This window comes from Paenibacillus shunpengii (assembly GCF_042684905.1).
GTDB classification, from domain to species: Bacteria; Bacillota; Bacilli; order Paenibacillales; family Paenibacillaceae; genus Paenibacillus; species Paenibacillus shunpengii.
In genome coordinates this window covers 297,660-317,024 of the sequence record NZ_JBHUMJ010000003.1, presented here as the reverse complement: position 1 = coordinate 317,024, position 19,365 = coordinate 297,660, and the positions used below count along the sequence as shown (strand labels likewise).

16 protein-coding genes are annotated in these 19,365 nt (G+C 47.3%); 5 read left to right on the top strand and 11 right to left on the bottom strand.

The window, feature by feature from the left end; all coding sequences use genetic code 11:
• Positions 1-51: 51 nt before the first annotated feature.
• Complete coding sequence (locus ACFSVM_RS15770) at positions 52-738, bottom strand: DUF4956 domain-containing protein (RefSeq protein ID WP_379263273.1); 687 nt, start codon at positions 736-738, stop codon at positions 52-54.
• Positions 731-1,474, bottom strand: a complete 744-nt coding sequence (locus ACFSVM_RS15765; RefSeq protein ID WP_379263271.1) for a polyphosphate polymerase domain-containing protein — start codon at positions 1,472-1,474, stop codon at positions 731-733. Before ACFSVM_RS15765 ends, ACFSVM_RS15770 begins: the two co-directional genes overlap by 8 nt.
• Positions 1,475-1,768: 294 nt before the next feature.
• Here ACFSVM_RS15765 and ACFSVM_RS15760 point away from each other — a divergent pair, with 294 nt between their 5' ends.
• The 3 genes from ACFSVM_RS15760 to ACFSVM_RS15750 all read left to right on the top strand — a co-directional run bounded on the left by ACFSVM_RS15760 (position 1,769) and on the right by ACFSVM_RS15750 (position 4,146).
• Positions 1,769-2,446, top strand: coding sequence for a response regulator transcription factor (locus tag ACFSVM_RS15760; RefSeq protein ID WP_274359342.1), 678 nt, complete (start codon positions 1,769-1,771; stop codon positions 2,444-2,446).
• Entirely contained in the window at positions 2,446-3,717 is a 1,272-nt protein-coding gene (locus ACFSVM_RS15755) for a sensor histidine kinase (RefSeq protein ID WP_379263269.1), read from the top strand. Before ACFSVM_RS15760 ends, ACFSVM_RS15755 begins: the two co-directional genes overlap by 1 nt.
• A gap of 153 nt (positions 3,718-3,870) precedes the next feature.
• Positions 3,871-4,146 (top strand): WXG100 family type VII secretion target, encoded by a 276-nt coding sequence (locus tag ACFSVM_RS15750; RefSeq protein ID WP_379263267.1) that lies wholly within the window; start codon positions 3,871-3,873, stop codon positions 4,144-4,146.
• A 99-nt stretch (positions 4,147-4,245) separates the two neighbouring features.
• Here the strand turns inward: ACFSVM_RS15750 and ACFSVM_RS15745 are convergent, their stop codons facing one another.
• The 9 genes from ACFSVM_RS15745 to ACFSVM_RS15705 all read right to left on the bottom strand — a co-directional run bounded on the left by ACFSVM_RS15745 (position 4,246) and on the right by ACFSVM_RS15705 (position 14,949).
• Entirely contained in the window at positions 4,246-5,709 is a 1,464-nt protein-coding gene (locus tag ACFSVM_RS15745; protein ID WP_379263426.1) for a glycoside hydrolase family 1 protein, read from the bottom strand.
• A 22-nt stretch (positions 5,710-5,731) separates the two neighbouring features.
• On the bottom strand, positions 5,732-7,681 hold the full coding sequence (locus ACFSVM_RS15740) for a beta-glucoside-specific PTS transporter subunit IIABC (protein WP_379263265.1): 1,950 nt from the start codon (positions 7,679-7,681) through the stop codon (positions 5,732-5,734).
• A 172-nt stretch (positions 7,682-7,853) separates the two neighbouring features.
• Positions 7,854-8,690: a BglG family transcription antiterminator LicT gene (gene licT, locus ACFSVM_RS15735; RefSeq protein ID WP_379263263.1), complete on the bottom strand. Its 837-nt coding sequence runs from the start codon at positions 8,688-8,690 to the stop codon at positions 7,854-7,856.
• Positions 8,691-8,915: 225 nt separating this feature from the next.
• On the bottom strand, positions 8,916-9,182 hold the full coding sequence (locus tag ACFSVM_RS15730) for a DUF4176 domain-containing protein (protein ID WP_379263261.1): 267 nt from the start codon (positions 9,180-9,182) through the stop codon (positions 8,916-8,918).
• A 17-nt stretch (positions 9,183-9,199) separates the two neighbouring features.
• Positions 9,200-9,934, bottom strand: a complete 735-nt coding sequence (locus tag ACFSVM_RS15725) for a hypothetical protein (RefSeq protein WP_379263259.1) — start codon at positions 9,932-9,934, stop codon at positions 9,200-9,202.
• Positions 9,935-10,897 carry a WXG100 family type VII secretion target gene (locus tag ACFSVM_RS15720; RefSeq protein WP_379263257.1) on the bottom strand — a complete coding sequence of 321 codons (963 nt, stop codon included), beginning with the start codon at positions 10,895-10,897 and terminating at the stop codon, positions 9,935-9,937. It abuts the gene before it with no gap.
• Between the two features lie 31 nt (positions 10,898-10,928).
• Complete coding sequence (locus ACFSVM_RS15715; protein WP_379263255.1) at positions 10,929-11,753, bottom strand: hypothetical protein; 825 nt, start codon at positions 11,751-11,753, stop codon at positions 10,929-10,931.
• A gap of 281 nt (positions 11,754-12,034) precedes the next feature.
• The gene (locus ACFSVM_RS15710) at positions 12,035-12,628 is read right to left on the bottom strand and encodes an NADPH-dependent FMN reductase (RefSeq protein ID WP_274359335.1); all 594 of its coding nucleotides are present in this window, start codon (positions 12,626-12,628) and stop codon (positions 12,035-12,037) included.
• A gap of 971 nt (positions 12,629-13,599) precedes the next feature.
• The gene (locus tag ACFSVM_RS15705) at positions 13,600-14,949 is read right to left on the bottom strand and encodes a jacalin-like lectin (protein WP_379263253.1); all 1,350 of its coding nucleotides are present in this window, start codon (positions 14,947-14,949) and stop codon (positions 13,600-13,602) included.
• Between the two features lie 299 nt (positions 14,950-15,248).
• Here ACFSVM_RS15705 and ACFSVM_RS15700 point away from each other — a divergent pair, with 299 nt between their 5' ends.
• Both ACFSVM_RS15700 and ACFSVM_RS15695 read left to right on the top strand, forming a co-directional pair.
• A complete protein-coding gene (locus tag ACFSVM_RS15700) occupies positions 15,249-17,564 on the top strand; it encodes an AraC family transcriptional regulator (protein WP_379263251.1) in 2,316 nt (771 codons plus the stop codon).
• Between the two features lie 140 nt (positions 17,565-17,704).
• On the top strand, positions 17,705-19,330 hold the full coding sequence (locus ACFSVM_RS15695; protein ID WP_379263249.1) for an extracellular solute-binding protein: 1,626 nt from the start codon (positions 17,705-17,707) through the stop codon (positions 19,328-19,330).
• Positions 19,331-19,365 lie beyond the last annotated feature (35 nt).

The window sequence follows — 19,365 nt, the reverse complement described above, 5'->3', positions numbered from 1 at the left end:
CATTTGAAATTTTCGCTTGGTTATAAGGTCACTCACAGCGGAGTGGATAAATTAATATTCTGTCGTCGTTGGGCTCATCGTCAGGGAAAGATCCAGATTACCATTACGGCATCGAATCTCGTCCAGGAATTCTTTTTGGTTGGTCAGCTGATTCATGGTCACGCCGTACACGAGTTCATACAAGCTGCCCAGCTCGGTGGTTCTGATCTTTTTCAGCTCATATTGCACGTTGTATTTCTGGAACACCTCATCGAAAGCATCATCGTAGCTCAAGTTCTCCGGGATGGTGATCTTCAGCGTTCTTTGCAATGTTTTTCTTGCACCAAAGTTCAATTTACTCATGACGAACATCAGGATACACAGAATCAGGGTGAACAACACCGCATACCCGAAGGCTCCCACACCACAGGCGAGACCCGCTGCCATCGTAAACAGGACAAATGCGATATCCTTCGGATCACCCGGCGCACTTCTAAACCGAATGATAGAGAACGCTCCCGCCAAGCTAAACGCTCGTGCAATGTTGCTGCCAATCAGCAGAATAATAATGGCTACAATGGCCGGCAAGATGACCATGGTCAAGGAAAAGCTCTGGGTATACCCGTTTGCATTCGTCTTCATATAGGTAAGACTGATCATACCGCCTAACAAAATGGCGAAGAGAATACTGAGCACGGTGCTCATAAATGTAAGTTCTGTCGTTGTGTCTGTAGCTGCATTTAATAGGGAATCAAGCATAAAGCATACTCTCCTGTTTCTGTTTTTCGTTTTTGATCATTTTTTTGTATTCATTACCGTATTTGGAGAAACTCGTTCGATACAGCTGATGCTCTGAGAGCAGGACCGACAGCCACATAGGCACCGTCTTTTCGGCCTTCACTTCCATGAGCCATTGGCCTTCATCCAGCAGCTGCTCGCCGTAATCTCCGTTTTCCAATTTCAAGTCATAACGTCTTGTGCGAATATTGGTGTCAAACGTAATTCGGAGATCCCGGCTGTCTTTGCAAAAGAGTGCTTTTCTGTCATATGACAGGTACAGCTTGGGTTCCAAATCGTACCTCCTCAGGAAATAGCTGATTTCGTTCACGACTTGGGCGTTCATGTAATCCTTCAGCTCCGGTGCCTGTCCGGTACGGACAAATTCGTATGCCTCATCCAGCTTGAGCGCAGTTCTCCGCTTGTTGACCAGGCCGAACACCTTCTTCTTGATCTCGAGATACACCTTTGCGTCCTTACCCGGAACACCGTAGGCTCTGAGTCTGAGCTTTTCCTTATACTTGGGCTTCGCCAGGCTCGCTCTGATCAATGAATCATGTGCTGTGTCGAAGTACAGATTGCTTATGGAATAAAATTCATGCTGCTTGTTATATTCATCGGGTTCCATATATTCCATGAGATCGAGATACAGCCTCCGGTACGAGTTGCTGTCCAGCAAATACTTGCTCTCATAGCGGTTAAATACCTCTATAGCCATGTGCTTCAGATCCTTTCTCTGTTGTGGTAGGTCTCATGTGGTGATGTATGTATCGTAAGCGCTCAACCTTTAATGAATCTTAAATGCATTTAACATTTCGGGAATCTTTTTTACACTGCGTTTACAATCCTGACCTCTAATTAAGAAGCTTCATATAATAGGCACTAATTATTGATCTGAAAGTTATCCATTCGTATGATGGTAGAATAAGCAGCTTAAGGTTGGTTAAAGGTACTCCTGCTATACTAGGCCTATTCAAACCTACAGATAATCCATACAGAGGATGAAAAAGCGATGAGAATATTAATTGTGGAAGACGAGCTTCATCTTGCGGAGGCTCTCTCCCAAATCTTAAAAAAACAAAACTATTCTGTAGATATGGTCCATGACGGCAGAAGCGGACTTGATTATGCACTCAGCGGGATCTATGATCTGCTGCTGCTTGATATTATGATGCCGGAAATGGATGGGATCAGTGTCTTGAAGGAAATTCGCAAGGAGGGCCTCTCCACCCCCGTCATCCTGCTGACGGCCAAAGGCGAGATCGATGACAAAATTACCGGGCTGGATTATGGTGCCGACGACTACGTCGCCAAGCCCTTCTCCTCCGGAGAGCTGCTGGCCCGAATCAGAGCCGTGCTGCGGCGCAAAAGCGAGGTCTTGCCAGAGGAAGGCCTGAAATTCGGGGATATGGAGCTTAACACTTCTACACTGAAGCTTTCCGTTAACGGGAAGGAAATGAAGCTGAATTTGAAGGAAAATGAGCTATTGGAGCTGCTGATGGTGAGGAAGCAGTCCATTACCTCCAAGGAGCAGATTATTGAGAAGCTATGGGGCTTTGACTCTGACGTCGAGCACAACAATGTAGAGGTATATATCTCTTTTTTGCGTAAGAAGCTGAACTTCCTGAATTCTGCCGTCCGCATCAGTACCGTTCGAGGCGTTGGGTATGTGTTAGAGGTGAATACCTGATGTTTACGAAGCTTAGAAATCGGTTCCTGATCTTAAATCTCGTCATCATCTCGATCATCATGCTGGTTGCTTTTACCTCTATTTATACGATTACGTATCGAGATGTTCAGCGAAATATTCATATGGAGCTGAATAAAGTAACGGATTCCTACACCCGGGACTTTGATCTTCCGCATGGAGATCGTCCAGGTGCAGATCTGAATTTGGGCGGACCGGACGATGGTGAGTTTGGATTCGAAGGAACACCACCCAAGCGCTCAATCTCTTTCATGCTGGAGACAGATAGTAACCTTACGATTACAAGTCGTGAGACCACACTTGAACTGGAGGAGACGTTCTATCCGCTTGCTCTGGATGCAGCCGTTGAGGAGAACAAAGCGAGTGGACAATTTGAACTGGATGGCAGTCACTGGACTTTTGAGATTCTTCAGACCAGCACAGGATACATGCTCGTATTTCTCGATACCAGCTCACAGCAGGTCATCCTGACGAATCTGATCTATACCTTCGCGATTGTTGCACTTGTGATGCTGATCGTCATCTTCTTTACGAGCCGCTTCTTTGCCAACCGGTCCATTGCACCGATTCAGGAGGCCTTTGACAAGCAGAAGCAGTTCATCGCCAATGCCTCTCATGAGTTAAAGACACCACTGACCATTATTAATACCAATACGGATGTTCTGCTGGCTAACAGTGAGGATCAGATCCGCAACCAGGAAAAATGGCTGTATTATATCAAGTCCGAAACGGAACGCATGACAAGACTAACCAATGATCTCCTATACCTGACGGAAATGGATGATTCTCGCGCGGGTATCCTGTATACGAAATTCGATATGAGCGAGGCGGTCGAAAATATTCTATTAACGATGGAAGCCGTCATGTTCGAGAAGCAGGTTCACCTCAGCTACGAGATCGAACCCGGTCTTCAGGTGACCGGAGCGAATGAACAGCTTAAGCAAGTGGTCATGATTCTGCTCGATAATGCCGTCAAATACACGAATGAGGGAGGTTCGGTTCATCTCTCTTTGAAAAAACAACAGCAAGAGGTCGTCTTATCCGTCACGAATACCGGTGAAGGTATTGCTCCAGAGCATTTGTCGAGAATATTCGACCGCTTCTATCGGACAGATTCCGGAAGAGCCCGCAAGCAAGGTGGGTACGGACTAGGACTCGCAATAGCCAAGTCGATTGTGGAGCAGCACAAAGGCAAGATTTATGCCAAGAGCACCTTAGGGGAATCGACCACATTTTATGTGCATATCTCTTAGCATTCATGCTATGGCTTAGCAAATAAACATTTAACTTGCTTAAGGATTCATCACGTAAATGACCGATATCTTCCCTTGAGAAAATATTCCATATATAATGAGGTGAGATCAATACAGCGAACTTCATATGTGGAGACGAAGGAGGGAATACGTATGGATCAGCGGATCAACCTCTATCCAGAGGAACTGCAGCAGATTTCGCGGCAGTTCACTCAGGCATCCCAGAACGGACAAACGGTAGTGCAGCAGCTGAACAAGATGATTCTTGAATCGGAGGGTCAGTGGGAAGGCGAGCGGCAGCGGGAATTTCTCCAGCGAATTCAGGAGAGTCTCACTTCCGTCCAATCCTACTTGAGCGGACTGCAGGAGACAGGTACGCAGCTGCAGCAGACGGCAGTTCGTTTTCAAAATGCGGACCAAAGCAGATAAGGAGTTAGCAGTATCAAAGCAAGAGCCAGTATTCCTCATATTTATGCACAACAAAGAAGCCGTGGACCAAATAACAAGTCCACGGCTTCTTTCACTTCATTAATCGAGATCCTCACCATTGGAAGCGATGACCTTCTGATACCAGCCGAAGCTTTTCTTCTTATATCGATTCAGTGTCCCTTTACCATGATCATCCTGATCCACATAGATGAATCCATAACGCTTGGACATCTCGGAAGTGGAAGCACTGATGATATCAATGACACCCCAGCTTGTATAACCCATCAGGTCTACGCCATCCTTCACCGCTTCCTTCATCTGCTGGATGTGCTGACGGAAATAATCGATCCGGTAGTCATCCTGGATGGAACCATCGGCTTCTACTGTATCTCTTGCTCCCAAGCCGTTCTCTACGACAAACAGCGGCAGCTGATATCGATCATACATTTCCTTCAAGGCAACTCGTAGTCCAATCGGATCTAACTGCCACCCCCACTCTGTCCGTGGGAGATTCGGATTACGAATCGTACTGTACAGATTACCACCGGTAACTCCGTACTCCTCCGGATTCACCGCAGAGACGAGCGAGGTGTAATAGCTGAACGATATGAAATCAACGGTGTGCTGCTTCAGCATATCCAGATCGCCCGGCTCCATATGAACCGATACCCCATGCTCTGCCCAATATCTCGCCATGTAAGGAGGATAGCTTCCTCTAACCTGTACATCGGTATGCAGCAGATTGAGCTGATTATCGATCTGTGCCTGAAGCACATCCTCAGGCTTGGACGTTGCCGGGTAATGAATCATGCGGGCAAGCATGCAGCCAATCTTGAACTCTGGATTGATCTCGCGGGCGAGCTTCGTTACGGCACTGCTGGCTACAAATTGATGATGCAAAGCCTGGTATGATGCCTGCATCACATTGTCTACGCGGTCCTCCACAATCCCTCCGCCGGTGAACGGCTCGATAATGGTAGTGTTAATTTCGTTAAAGGTCAGCCAGTATTTGACCTTATCCTTGTAGCGATTCATGACCGTATCCGCATACCTAACGAAATGTTCGATGACTTCACGTCCGGCCCAGCCCCCGTAATTAAGCACTAGGTTCATTGGCATTTCATAGTGAGACAGAGTGACCAACGGCTCGATGTTGTTTTTTCTCAGCTCATCAAACACCTCATCGTAGAATCGCAGACCTTCCTCGTTTGGCGTCAGGTCGTCTCCATTTGGAAAAATACGCGGCCAATTGATGGACAAACGGAATACTTTAAGTCCCAGCTCGGCAAATAAAGCAATATCCTCTTTGAAACGATGGTAAAAATCGATTCCGTAGCGCTTAGGGTAACCTTCAGCACTGCTATGTGCCATCGCCTTCTGTATGGAATCACTCGTTACATGCATCAATTCCTTGAGATTAACATAGTCCTTCTTATCAAAGTATGGGACCATGTCCGCTGTAGACAAGCCTTTGCCGTCTGCATCATAGGCACCTTCAGCTTGATTGGCCGCAATGGCGCCGCCCCATAGAAAATCTTTAGAAAATCCCTGTACATTCTGCATCATGTATATCTCTCCTCTCAAGTTACAGCTCAGCTGCTAACACAGCTTCCCCTATTCTGATATCGCCGAGCTTCAAGGGACTAATCTCTGTATAATCCGCTGTATTGGTGACAACCATCGCTGTTGTGATGTCGTAGTTCTCTGCGATTTGATCCAGTTCAAAGGTAAGCAGCTCATCTCCTGCCTGCACCCGGTCGCCCGTTGCCACATGGGATTCAAAATATTGACCCCGCAGCTTCACGGTATTAATACCGACATGAATTAAGAGCTCCATTCCGTTGTCACTGCGAACGACGATGGCATGCTTCGTCTTGAATACATTCATGACGGTGCCTGTAACGGGAGACGACAGCTTGCCAATGGTAGGCACAAAGGCTACTCCTTTACCCATCAGCTCTTCACCAAAGGTAGGATCATTAACTTCTGAGAGGGGCACCGCCTTCCCTGTCATTGGCGCAACAGCTATAGCATTCTCGGTAGGTACGGGTGTCTCTGGCAGCTCGGATACAGATGCCGCTTCCTTCGCCACGGGTGCAGATGTTGTTGCTGTTGTTTCAGTTGCTGTAACAGATGATGCTGAACCTGTAACATCTGACTTTCCTGTTGTTTCTTGCTCTGCTTCTTCCTCACGTATACCGAAGATGACCGTCATAATTACGGCCACGACAAAAGCAAGAATCATCGCGATCAAGGAATACCAGAAGGTTTGACCTACCAGAGCTGGTAAGCCAGGCAAGCCCCCATTCCCGGCCAGTACGTAAGCTTTTGCACCAAAGGCAAGTCCGAATCCGCCGCCCACGGCACTACCGATCATGGCCGCCGCAAAAGGCCGTTTATATTTCATGTTAATACCGTACATTGCCGGTTCTGTTACACCCATGAGTGCAGTGAAGCTGGTGGACAGAGCAACAGATTTCAGGTTCTTGTCCTTCGCTCGGATAAATACGCCAAGCGTCGCACCCGCCTGCCCCATGTTGGAGATGTAAGTAAGCGGCAGGAACTTGTCAAAACCAAGTGTAGCGATGTTGCTCAGAATAACAGGCACAAGTGCATAGTGCATCCCTGTCATGGTAATGACGGCCATCGCTCCGCCAAGAACAATACCTGCAATCAGTCCGCCCTCATCAAGCAGCCAGTTGATTCCACCGGACAGCCCGCTTCCGATTACCGTCCCCAGCGGACCAATCGCGATGAGTGTGACTGGAACCATAATTAGCAGTGAAATGAGAGGTACTAAGAGCAGCTTTAATGCAGAAGGGATGATCTTGTCTACCCACTTTTCTACATAAGACAGAATCCAGACCGCAAGCAGCACGGGAATGACAGACGACGCATACGACACTGCTGTAACCGGAATGCCTAAGAAGGATACCGCTACTTCGCCTGACAAAAGGGTTCCCATATCCGGATACATGAGCGCGGTACTAAGGGCTAAGGCAACAAACGGATTGCTGCCAAATTTCCGAGCCGCACTAACTGCAATCAGCATAGGCAGGAAGTAGAATACCCCATCCCCGATGGCGGATAAGATCCGGTAAGTATCGGTTCCGACTGAGATCCAGCCCAGTGATGACAGCAGGGCCAACAGCCCTTTGAGTAAACCCGCTGCCGTAATGGCAGGAAGCATGGGTGCGAAGACGCCTGCTATGGTCTCAAATATTTTCAGGATTACATTTTGCTTCTTCTCCGGTTTCTTCGTTTGCTCGTTTTCTTTCGCTTGCGCAAGCTCTGGATACTCCTTCACCATGGCATCGAATACCTTCGGTACTTCGTTACCGATGATGACCTGGAATTGGTCTCCTGACACATTTGTGCCCATGACCTTCTCGATCTTTTTAAATGAATGGCTGTCGACCTTGTCATGATCTTTAAGCTCAAACCGTAAACGCGTAATGCAGTGATATACAGAATTGACGTTATCCACGCCGCCGACAGACTTCATAATCTCCTGCGCCGCTTTTTGATGACTCATCTTAGATTCCCCCTGATCTTTTTGCGCATAAAAAAATACCCGAACGAAACCAGCACGCCATGCATCGCATGCAAGAACTCATCCGGGTATTGCCTGATTGAACAGTAACAAGCCCTGTATAAATCTATTTCATAATAACTTTAGCTAACTCATGAAATGGATTCGTTTATATTTATTTTTTGTTCTTCATCAGTCGTTCCAGATGCAGCGTCAAGTATAACTGCTCTGAGTGCGTCATCTCATACTGATAATGCTTGAGAATGAACGTCTCAATTTTTTCGATACACTTAAACGTTGACGGATAATTCTTCCGGACCACTTCATATAAATACTCCTCTGTATCATCATACGATGAATGGGTAATCACACGCTGGCAGAAGTATTTGAGATGGGTGATGAATCGGAAATAGTTTACGGAATCCTCATCAAACTCCACGTTAAAATGATATTTGATGATATTCATGATCTCCTGCAGCAGCTGCATGAGATGCGTCACATCATTCATGGAGTCGTTGACTTCTGCATTGATAAAGTGCAGAGCAATGTTACAAATCTCCTCCTTGGGAAAATCAATCCCAAGTCTCTCCTTGATCAAGGTCAGTGCATCCGCGGCTACATCATATTCTGCCTTGTAAAAATGCTGCACTTCCCACGTCAGCGGGTTACGGGTAATTTGTCCTTTCGTTAACCGATGCACTGCAAAATGGATATGGTCAGATAAAGAAACGTAAATCCCATCGCTGATCGACTTGTTCAGCTGCGTCCGCGCGAGGCTGACGATATCGTCTGTAACCTGCAAAATTTCTGCGGGCACCTCGGCCACAATCGCCTTGAATCTCTCGTATATGGACGAATCCTGCAAACGGAATATTTTCTCGATGCGTCCTTCGTCGATGGTGTCGCCAACCTTAAACTGAAAACCAATTCCTCGGCCGAGAATCAGCAGCTCCTGGTCCTTGTCATCCATCGTGCTTACAATATTGTTGTTGAATATCTGTTTAATGATCACATGAACCACCACTTTTTTGAGGAATAAAAAAAGGGCAAAACGACAACGGGTATATACAAAGATATCCCCATTGTGGTTTTGCCCGCATTACCGGTAACAAGCCTCGCAAATACCTTAACACAAGCTGAAAACGGTGTCAACATGGTGGGTCTTCCCAGTAACCTATGCAGATCCATGATCATGCTATCGTCCCACTGTCCCACTCCTAGTGAATAGGATGTCCACCTAAGCCTCTTTTAAACGTGCAGAGAACTGCTCCTCCTCTTGATCCAAAAATCCCATGAACACAATCTCTTCAATATCCTCATGATTGAAACCGTACGTATAATCCGGGTTGATATACCCTTCCGGGTACAGGCATCCGATATAGTCAAAAGTTCGCGGTGGCTCGGTCATCATAATCTGCTTGCGTCCGTAAATAACCAGCTTCTTGGATCCTTCCTTCAGTCGAACGATGGACCCGTTAGGGAGCAGTGTTTCTGAATTGTTCATTGTTAGCTATACCTCCTTTAACCATGCTGAGCAGGCTGCTGATCTCCATTCGGAGCGCTGCTTCCTTTATGAATTCGTCTAATCCAATAGTACCGATGGAGCTCCATGATGAAATGAAACAGCACAAAAGCAAGCATCGAGTACACACACATCAGTACAATGACAACGGTGTTCTCACTCACAAACATCAATGACAGGTTCGCGAGCAGATATCCGAGTCCGGCGATCATCGTTAACGGCAGCAGACGCATCCCCTTGCGTTCTTCCTGCTGCTGCTTCTCTGGGGTCCGGAGCTTCCGCAGATGAGAACGCACATAGTGATACAGCGCAAATCCATAAACGGCAAAAGAACCGATTGCATACCAGGGAGCCGTTAACTCCAGGCTGCTATATGCAAACTTCTGCGTTGCCAGCATCAGACCAAGTGATGCTACAATACCGAACACACCCCTGAACAGAATATAGTTCAGCTGCAGTCTCCGGGGAACTGCTATCAATGCAAGTGCCCAACCATTCATGACAGCAAGCGGCGGGAACAACAGATAAGCATAGAGCGGTTCATATGGTGCGCTTAAGATCGGAATAATCAAGAACACGTTTAGGAAAAAGAGTACGAGAATTCCGGCATTTAGCCGAATGGTGCTTACCGGATACAGCGAGAGATACGTCTCAAACTTTTTCCAGTCATAGTCTGTTCCTTCCCAGGTACGGATCTGAGTCTGAGACTTATGCAGCTTACTATGCTTCGCCATCTATTTAAACCAGCCCGATACGGTAGACCAGGCTTCTTTCGCTCCATGCTTAACAACATCCTTCAAGGAGTCGTCCTGTCCATCCTTGTCGAGATCCATGTCCATCTTAATGCCCTCGGCAAGATACGTCAGTCCCACGGATACACCAAGTCCGACAGCCCCGACGGCTAGGACAGGTGCTGCCGCAGGCATCACTGCTGCTGTCAGCAGTGTAGCTCCAACCGTTGTTGCTCCCCCGACGACGACATTGCCGATAATATCTCCGGCTACCTTGTCTGTTGAAGCATTGTTTGCAAGATTTTCTTTGGTATCGGTAAAAACATCTATACCGACGCTTGCCCAGCCCAGCTTATCCTTCAGCGCTGCCTTGGCTCCGTACATCGGATCGGCCATGGAATAGATCTCTTTAATTTTGGGAGAGGCGGTTCCATTTGCAATCTTAGCTTCCATATCACGTAAATAATAAATCTTGTAGTTTCTAGGTCTTCCATTAACCGTAGGATTATTCCGAACCGAATCATAGCTGTCGCGAACGAGGATTCTCGGACTTCTCCGATCCAGCTGCTGCTTGACCATGTATCCGTTATGTACCTTATACCCTAGCCGCGCCACGGCAGCTGCCCCCATAACCGTCCCTGTAATGTTGCCAAGACCATCAATTGGTGCCATTGGATTAAATCCTGTTATGCCAATACCGCCGCCGGACTGGTCCTCCTGTTCAAACTGCTGGCGAGTCGTATTCACAAAATTGGACAGCTCCTGCATATTCTGAGCGGCCCTCTGGAAATTGCGCTGATGCGCCTGATACATTTCTATGATGGCCTCACGGTTGCCTGTCTGCCAGGCCGCACCATTCAGCGCATTCATCAGTGCGGTATCTACCTGTGTCAGCTGCTGTGCTACCTGCTCCAGCTGCTGAACCAGCGTGTTCAGATACGCCGATGTCATTACAATCCGAGTCATGCTTCTCCTCCTCTAGATCTGCTCCAATCCTTCAATTTGGCGTAAGAGCAGACAGTGTACGTGTCGTTATCAGATATAGGGTCTGTATAAATTCGGGCTCCGTTACCGGATATCCTTGTGCGAGATTCCGCTCTGCATCCTGAATGAATAACCAGTTCCCCTGTGGGCTTCCTATATAATAAATAGTTGCCGAACGAAGCTCTGTTCCGCGAATGACTGCCTCGAATGTTCCCTGCTGCCGGGCCGAAGCACAGGCTTCCATCAATGCGGGGAATAACGGAGAAGAGCCCTGCACCGTTTGATCATTTTGTAGAATAGATTGCAGCATCGTGTCATCTGGATGGCCCAGCTGATTTATCAGTCGATTCAGAGTCTCTGTATGCATCGATATTCGTCCACTCTGCTCTTGCACGTCAGGCAGCATCAGACTATCCCCCATACGGGATACGAACGACTCAAGTCCTTCCTCAAGCGCAGTAAACAGCACTTCTCCTGTCTCTGAAGTCCACTTCATTTCAGTAACCTCGGTTCCGGATAGGAAGCCATATATAATAGTAGATTCGCCATTAGCTGTGCAGGATCTAAGAATCGTCACTGCACTGCTGTATTTGCAGCCCTTTAACAACTCCAGCAAGACAGCGTCAAGGATGATCTCTCTGCCCTCCATAGCGAGCAGCCCTGCATCCTCCAAGCCCTTTGCGATCTGAGTATAGCGTTGTTCCGGCGATATTGCTTCTCCTCGTTCCACATCCGCTTCATATATCTTCGACCATGCTTCTCCTTCTGGTATATCCATGAGCTGGAACAAAAACGCCGCCTCCGCAGCGGTTAATTGGACTGTATAAGATGATGACAACAATTCGTTCCTCCTTCTATAGCAAATGCAGCTTCAATTTATTGTAGGGTGATTTAGAGCAGGACTCAATCACTCCTTACGCCCATGTCCTGCGTCCTATATTTTTAAATAGATACACATTTAGGAAATCCTTGAATCGATGAGCATATAAAAAACGCAGAATATCTTCTGTCAGTGCCTTATAGCGGCGTCCTGTCATTAGAAGATATCTGCGTTTATAGTTGTATTGCTGTATTAATGCGCCTGGCCATTTCCCTTATCAATCGGGCTCAGGCTTCTGCTTATCTCAGTGTTTTTAGTGCTCCGCTCCAAGCCACCGTTTGATCCAGCATCGCATTCACATTTGTCAAATGCAGCTCTTGTGGCTTGAACACCGATCCGTTCTCAAAATCAGTGAACAGGGACAATGTTGGATGCACGCGGACGTCTGCAACGGATAACTCGCCAAGGATACCGCGAAGATGCTCTGCTGCACGAGCCCCGCCCGTTGAGCCATAGCTTACAATACCGGCAGCCTTGTTATTCCATGCTTCACGCGCGAAGTCAATCGCGTTCTTCAGTGCTCCTGTAATACTGTGATTGTACTCCTGCACGATGAACACAAATCCGTCCAGGCTGTTCAGCTTCTCATTCCATGCAGCAATGCCTGGCTCCGAGCCGTCTGTAGTGCCGAGGAACGGCAATTTGTAGTCCGCAATATCGACGATCTCATAATTCGCATCTCCACGCTTGTCAGCAATCGACTTTACCCATTCTCCTACTTGCGGACTTACGCGTCCTTCCCGTGTACTTCCCAGAATAATACCAATGTTTAACTTCGTCATTGTCTCTTCCTCCTTGGTTTCTTTTCCAAATAATCGATCTATAAAACCCATTCTCTACACCACCTGTATTTCGATTCGCTAAAAGCAAAAGATGCATTAAGTTACTTTATGTAAGTAATTGTAGTAATTATATTATGTATTGTCAAGTAAGTAATTAAATAAAATATAGATTGTTTTTTTCTCACCCTATTAATGAGCAGTTCAATAAGCCCCCGACCAGCGAAGTGATCCCTTGACTATGCCTACATTCTATCCATTTATATGTTGTCACTGTATAGAAACATACCTATGCCTTTTATTCTGCTCAAAAAAGCCTGAATGATTCATTGCTGATCCTCCAGGCTGCTAACTACAACATATGTTTTATTATAAAGTGAAGCTCGTTATGCGAGATACCGAGCAAAAAATTGGCTGATTTACAATTTATAGTATAATCCACTTCCGCTCTCCTGGCTAGCTGCCCAATTCGTGTTCTTCAAGATAAGCAGTTATTTTCTCTTCAAGCCTACTGTCTACTTTATGCTTTACCTCATCTTTCGTAGAACCCGTGATCGGAATAATGAATTTACTTTCTTGCTCGTGTATAGAAGAGAGCTTGCAGAAGGATCTGAAAGAACAGAAAGACCACAGCACATATTATAGAAGTACGAATGAATCCACTCATGAAACTAATTTGGCCGAAGAACATGCTGACGATCATACCGCAGACCATACCCAGCAGCAGATAAGCTATTAGGAGAAGGATAACTCCCCGGACTCCTTCCATATGGAATCTTCGATACAGAACCCCATCCGCGACAGGAGACAGCATTGCCCCAAATATAATGCCTTCCCACTGCGAATAAGTAACCATTCCAATTCAAATTACAATACATTAAAATTAGCGCTTCTTTTGTGAATAAAGTTGCAATCTCTAAGCCGTAGGCTTCAAAAAAATCAAATGGTAATACCCCCTCACCTTGAATGATGAGGGGGCTTACTGCTTGTATAGGATAAGAGTCCGTTTCTCTTTCAATGCCCTATTATCTTGCAGACAGTGGTTTGTATATGACCCCTAGCTGATCCAGCTCATCCCCTGCTCTTCCATAAAAACCAGCAATATACCAGCCATCTGGAGCACTAAGCACCATCTGTTCTGAAGTAGCCTGTCCACCAGATACGGTATTCCCTAGGTTCGTCGTAAGCTGCACATAAAAGATCCGCTTCCCACCGCTGCGCGTGCCTTGACCGATAACAGCCTGGGTCACATATTCATTCGCCGCCAGATTAAGAATATTCGCCGTTGCCGTTCCGCCATTCGCAAGTACCGTTCCATCCTCATACACGGTAGACAAGCCATCCACTCTGCTGCCGCTGTGGATCGTAACAGAGCTCATTCGGGAATCCGGGATCTGATCCAGGTCGTTAAATCCGGTTCCTCCCGATCCCCCGATGCTTGAGCTGATCTGCACATCTGGAGAAGTGGAATAGGCAAACTCAGCGGTAATCGGATAGTGGTCAGACAGCTGCTCTCCCGTGCTCGTCAAGAAGTAAGTGTCTTCAATCCGGAAGGACTCCGCATTTAATTGAAGCGCACTGCTGCCACGGTACAAAATTTTGTCCACGATTTCGAAGTTAGGTCCGTTCACATCAGACTCATCCATCAGTGCTTCCCCGTCTGCCGGAATCTCACCGCCCCGCACCAGATCTACCCACGGATCGCTTAATCCGTTACGCGTCATCAAGAGCTCGATATTATCGTCTGCACGGGTGTATCTCGTATTCGTATCGCCAAAGACGATCACGGCATTCCCTTCCGAATGCTGCTCTATATAATTCGACAACTGCTCTATGTTGCTGCGCCGTGCAGCAAGAGACTGTGCGTCCGAGCCCGCATCAGCGTGCAGATTATACACATCAATCTTGACACCAGGTTCAATCTCATAGGTCATGAACGTAAACCCTTTTGGCGTCAGCTCGTCACTTCCACTGTCAAACAGACCATGGCGATCATTCCAGGTGATTCGCTGCAGATCCCGATAGGGATATCTGGACAAGCTGTTCAGCCCGCTTCCAAAACCCGCGACCCCGCTGCTTGGTGTGAGATACGGATGTGTCACCTCAGAGATCAGCTCAGCATGATAGTTGAAATCCTCCTGAACGTTGATAATATCGTACGCATTCAGTTTCGGAGAGATCTGCACCGTATATTCTGCCGGATTGGAGCTTGAGAAAATATCAGGCAGACCTCCTACATTATAACTGAGCACATTGAATGAGCCTGTCTGGATCTCTGCTTCCGCCGCAGCCACTGGCTGTGAAGCCATAGGAATCGAAGTGAACAATACTAGTGCCGGCAGCAGGCTGCGCAGCCATTTGGATTTTAAATTCATTTTTTTAACCTCCTGGTCTTCGTGGATTTTATTTTGAACTTAATTCAGTCCCAGCAATGGATGAGCAACACCGTCCTTCGCCTGTAACGTATGAATCGATCTCAATCTAGCATTAGGCTCCAGCACACAGCAATATGATAATTTCCACCTTCTATAAAAATGGGATAATTCCAAGCCAGGTTGGACATTTTTGTATTTTCGAAGCTGTAATTTTACATTCTGTTAATACAAATCGCGAATGTTTCGGTCGAAGCCTGTCCCTTACATCGGTTATGCTCGAGAGTGGGAGGAGAGTTGATTTGAAAAAGCGGAATTCTGTATTTGCAAACCTGGCCATTTCTCATGTATCCATCGTTCTTGTCATCGTTCTGTTACTGTGCTCTGCCTTCTATGTATTTTTCACGAACAATTATAAGGAAGAGCTTCATAGCAAAAACAGAATTATGATGCAAAACACAGCCCAAACGATTGAATCTAACGTACTGAAGAGAGTCGAACAGATCTATCTCGACATCTCTCTCGATAAGAGCGCAGATCTTCGTTTATTTGCCGATTCTTCCTACACCAGCCATCTCAGTAAGGTCATTGACCTGCAGGAGCTGATCAAATCCAAGGTAACGAACAATTCGGATCTGGTGCATGCGGTTCATCTCTACTATCCAGAAGAACAGATCATGCTGTCTTCAAACCATGGGCTGAATTATAACGCCGATCAAGGCAGCGGCTCTGTATATTTTGCAGACTGGATCAACGGCATGCGAGCGAGCAAGGACAGCAGTCTATGGACAGCGACCCGGCTGGTTCCTCAGGATATCTACTCCAGTCAGCCGGACAGCAATGCGAGTGCCCTATTTACATATGTACACAGCTATCCCGTTCAGTCCTCAGGACAAAATAGCGACCTTCTGATTGCCATCGATGTGAAGGAGAGCGCCGTCAGCTCCATCATTCAGCGTATGATGCCCTCACAGTACAAGGATACCTATACTCTGGATTCGTCGGGAATGACGATAAGCGATGTAAGCAAGGGAAGCATCGGTGTCTATCGGGATTATGATTCGGGGGTACGCAGGGCGCTTATGTCTGAGACCCCGTCGGGAAGCTTCAAGGAAAATATTCATCACACCGACTATGTTGTTTCCTATCAAACGCTTGATACGACCGGATGGAAGATTTACAGCGCAGTGCCCGCCAGCACTTTTTATGCGCAGTCAGACTTTATTCAGAAGCTGATTGTCGGCATCTGCCTGTTTGCCATTCTGCTCGGCACCATTTTATCCGGCATATTGGCACTCGCCAGCTACCATCCGATCAAGCGCATCGTGAACAAAATCAAGGAATCTGCAGATCATGCCCCGGATCAGGTTCAGAATGAATACGGCCTCATTGATACGGCTTTTAGTAAGCTGAGCAGTAAGGTCAGCAGTCTGGAAGAGACGCTAATGGCAAACAGCTCCGTCATTAAGCATAATGTGGTGCTGAACATGCTTCGTAACGCCTACACCCCTGAAGAATTGGCAGAAGAGCTGCCTTTTCTCGGTATCCCGCAGTCATATACACATTACTGCTGCCTGCTGCTGAATCAGGGGGAGGCTGGCAATGCTCCTGATCACACCAAGGAGACATTTGCCTATCCTATCGTGAACGAGCTGAATGCTGCCTCCCTGCATGAGCGCTATGTGATTGCTGAGGAGCTGCCTGACAATAAAGTGGTGGTCATCGTATGCACGAATAGTGCGGGTGATTCACTGCTTGAACAGATATCCGATCTGCTGTTGTCTTCTGGCAGAAGCCAGTTTTATCGAGATATTCATGTATCCTGGGGCTGCTGGGTACAGAAGATGAAGGATATACACCGCAGCTATAGCGAGGCGGTGACGCTGATGAAATATGGTTACTTCCTGCCGGAGCAGACTATATTGAAGGACCGTCTGATTCTCGCACGAGAAAATAGTGTCGAAGAGATCCCTCAGTCATTGCTGGGCAGGTTCCGAGATAAGCTGCAGAATCGGCAGTCGGAAGACATGATCGGAGCAGTGGATGCCTTGATCAGGACTTTGCAGGAGGGAACATATCCTGCTCACTATTGCCATTTTATCCTGGCAAATATCGTATTTATGTACTCCGATCATCTGAAGAGCATCCGGTATAAGCCCCCAGGCGATGAACATGCCGATCTGTATCAGCAGTATCTTCAGCTGAATCATATTCATGAATTTCGAGCTTGGATTACCGAGTCCATCGTCACATTCACTGCCCAGATGGATAAGAGAAGCAGCGAAAGAGCTGTTTCCAGCATCGAGCTTGCCAGACAGTATATTGACCTCCATCTATCGGAGGATCTGTCACTTGATGCCGTGGCGTCGAAAGTGTTCATCAGTCCGAAGTATTTGAGCCGGCTCTTTAAGGAAGAGCTCGGGGTCACCTACACCGAGTATGTCACCACCCAGCGTCTCGAAAAGGCAAAAACGCTGATCGAAAGTAACCACCTGACGATCGAGCAGGTTGCAAGTACGGTCGGCTATGGAACTTCCGCCTATTTTATTAAGAAATTCAAGGAAACGTACGGCTGTACGCCGCGCAATTACATGCGCAGCATCGCTGAGCATATGTAGAGATGAGCTGAGCAGCAAGCTACATGTTCACAGATAAACACGTGAGAGGTCTCGCACCTTGCGCATGATCATGCTCTGATAAACGCTTATTACCTATGCCGTATGTTAGGATTCAATCTTTGTTTAAGGCAGGTTTTTACATGATGATGAAATTCATTCCGTTTCTTACTACTCTAATTGCCCTAATGAGCATACTCAGCGGTTGTGATACGAAGCCGGATGCAGCGTCCGGCCCAGCAGATCCACAAACCTCTACCTCCGCGAGCTCGCCGCGTTTCCAGATTTCATGGACGATGCATCTCAATCTGCCGGTGCCAGAGGATGCTGAGATGGTTCAGCAGGTGGAGAATCAGTTCAATGTGGATCTGAACATCTGGAATATTGAGAACAACCGTTATGAAGCACTGCTCGATAAAAAGCTCGCGCAAGGCGAAATTCCGGATCTGTTCAGGGTGAGACAGCCGCAGGACCTGCTGAGGTATCAGCAGCAAGGACTGCTCGCGGAAATTCCCGAGGACATGCTGAAGGAATATGCGCCGAACACTATGAAGGCTCTCGAAGCCTATGCTCCGGACTATCAGGACGATGGAATGATTGATGGCAAATATTACGGTATTCCTGGTATCAATCCGACCAATATTTATCGTATGCCGGTCGTCTATCGCCAGGACTGGCTCGATAAGCTCGGTCTGCCTGTGCCGGATACACTGGAAGAATTCGAACAAGTCATCTACGCATTTGCGAACGAAGATCCGGATGGCAACGGTCAGAAGGATACCTACGGCTTGTCCAGACAAGGAATGAATGTCGTGTTCGGTGCCTTCGGCCAGATCGTCTTCGCAGATCAGCTCTACTTCGGCAAGAAAGATGGGAAGCTCGTCATCGGTGCTCTGGAACCGGAAATGAAAGAAGCACTGCAGTATCTTCGCAAATGGTACCAGGACGGTGTCATTGATCCTGAGTTTATTACAGGTGAGAATAAAGGAGGCTACAAGCATCTCTCTCATGCCTTCATTGATGGGAGAATCGGCATGACCTCCATGGGCAATTATTATCACTGGATTCAAGACGGCGATTATATGACACTGGATGCTTATGGCGAAGAGACTCCCGTAGAGGCCGCATTTAATGCGAAGGAATTAAACGTCAAAAATCCGCAGGCCCGAATTACTTTTGGCCGCCCCTTCCGCGGACCCGATGGACAGCGGGGCTCCCAAGCTTATGATATGCTGATGAGCTTTACAGCCATTGGTGCAGATGCCGCGAAAGAGACCGGCAAAATGGAGGAAATTCTGAAGATCCTGGACTATGTCAGCGCAAGTCCTGATGTGGATGAATATACTTCCATGATTCATGGTGTTCAGGGGAAGCATTGGCAATGGGCCGGAGCCTCACAGGAGGATGTCATTGTGCTCCCTCCTTATGACAAGATGTTCAGCTATCAGAATAGTATCGGCGCTAACATCGGAATGACCGTGCCCCTCATGCCTACAACACGAAGAGAGCAATGGGCGTCTACCTTGGGCCTGGATCAGGATGGCATCTACAATGCCTTGGAGGTTGCAACACCTTCCCTGACCGATAAAGGACCTGATCTGGTTCAATTAAAAAACAAGGCCTATATCTCGATTATTACGGGAGAGAAACCACTGAATTACTTTGACGAATTTGTTCAGGAATTTATGACAGCCGGTGGAACAGAGGTGATTCAGGAAGCGAATGACTGGTACTTCAAGCATTCGGTGAAGATGGATGCAGAGCGTTGATTGTTAAAAAGAGAAATTGGCGCCTCTCACGGAAA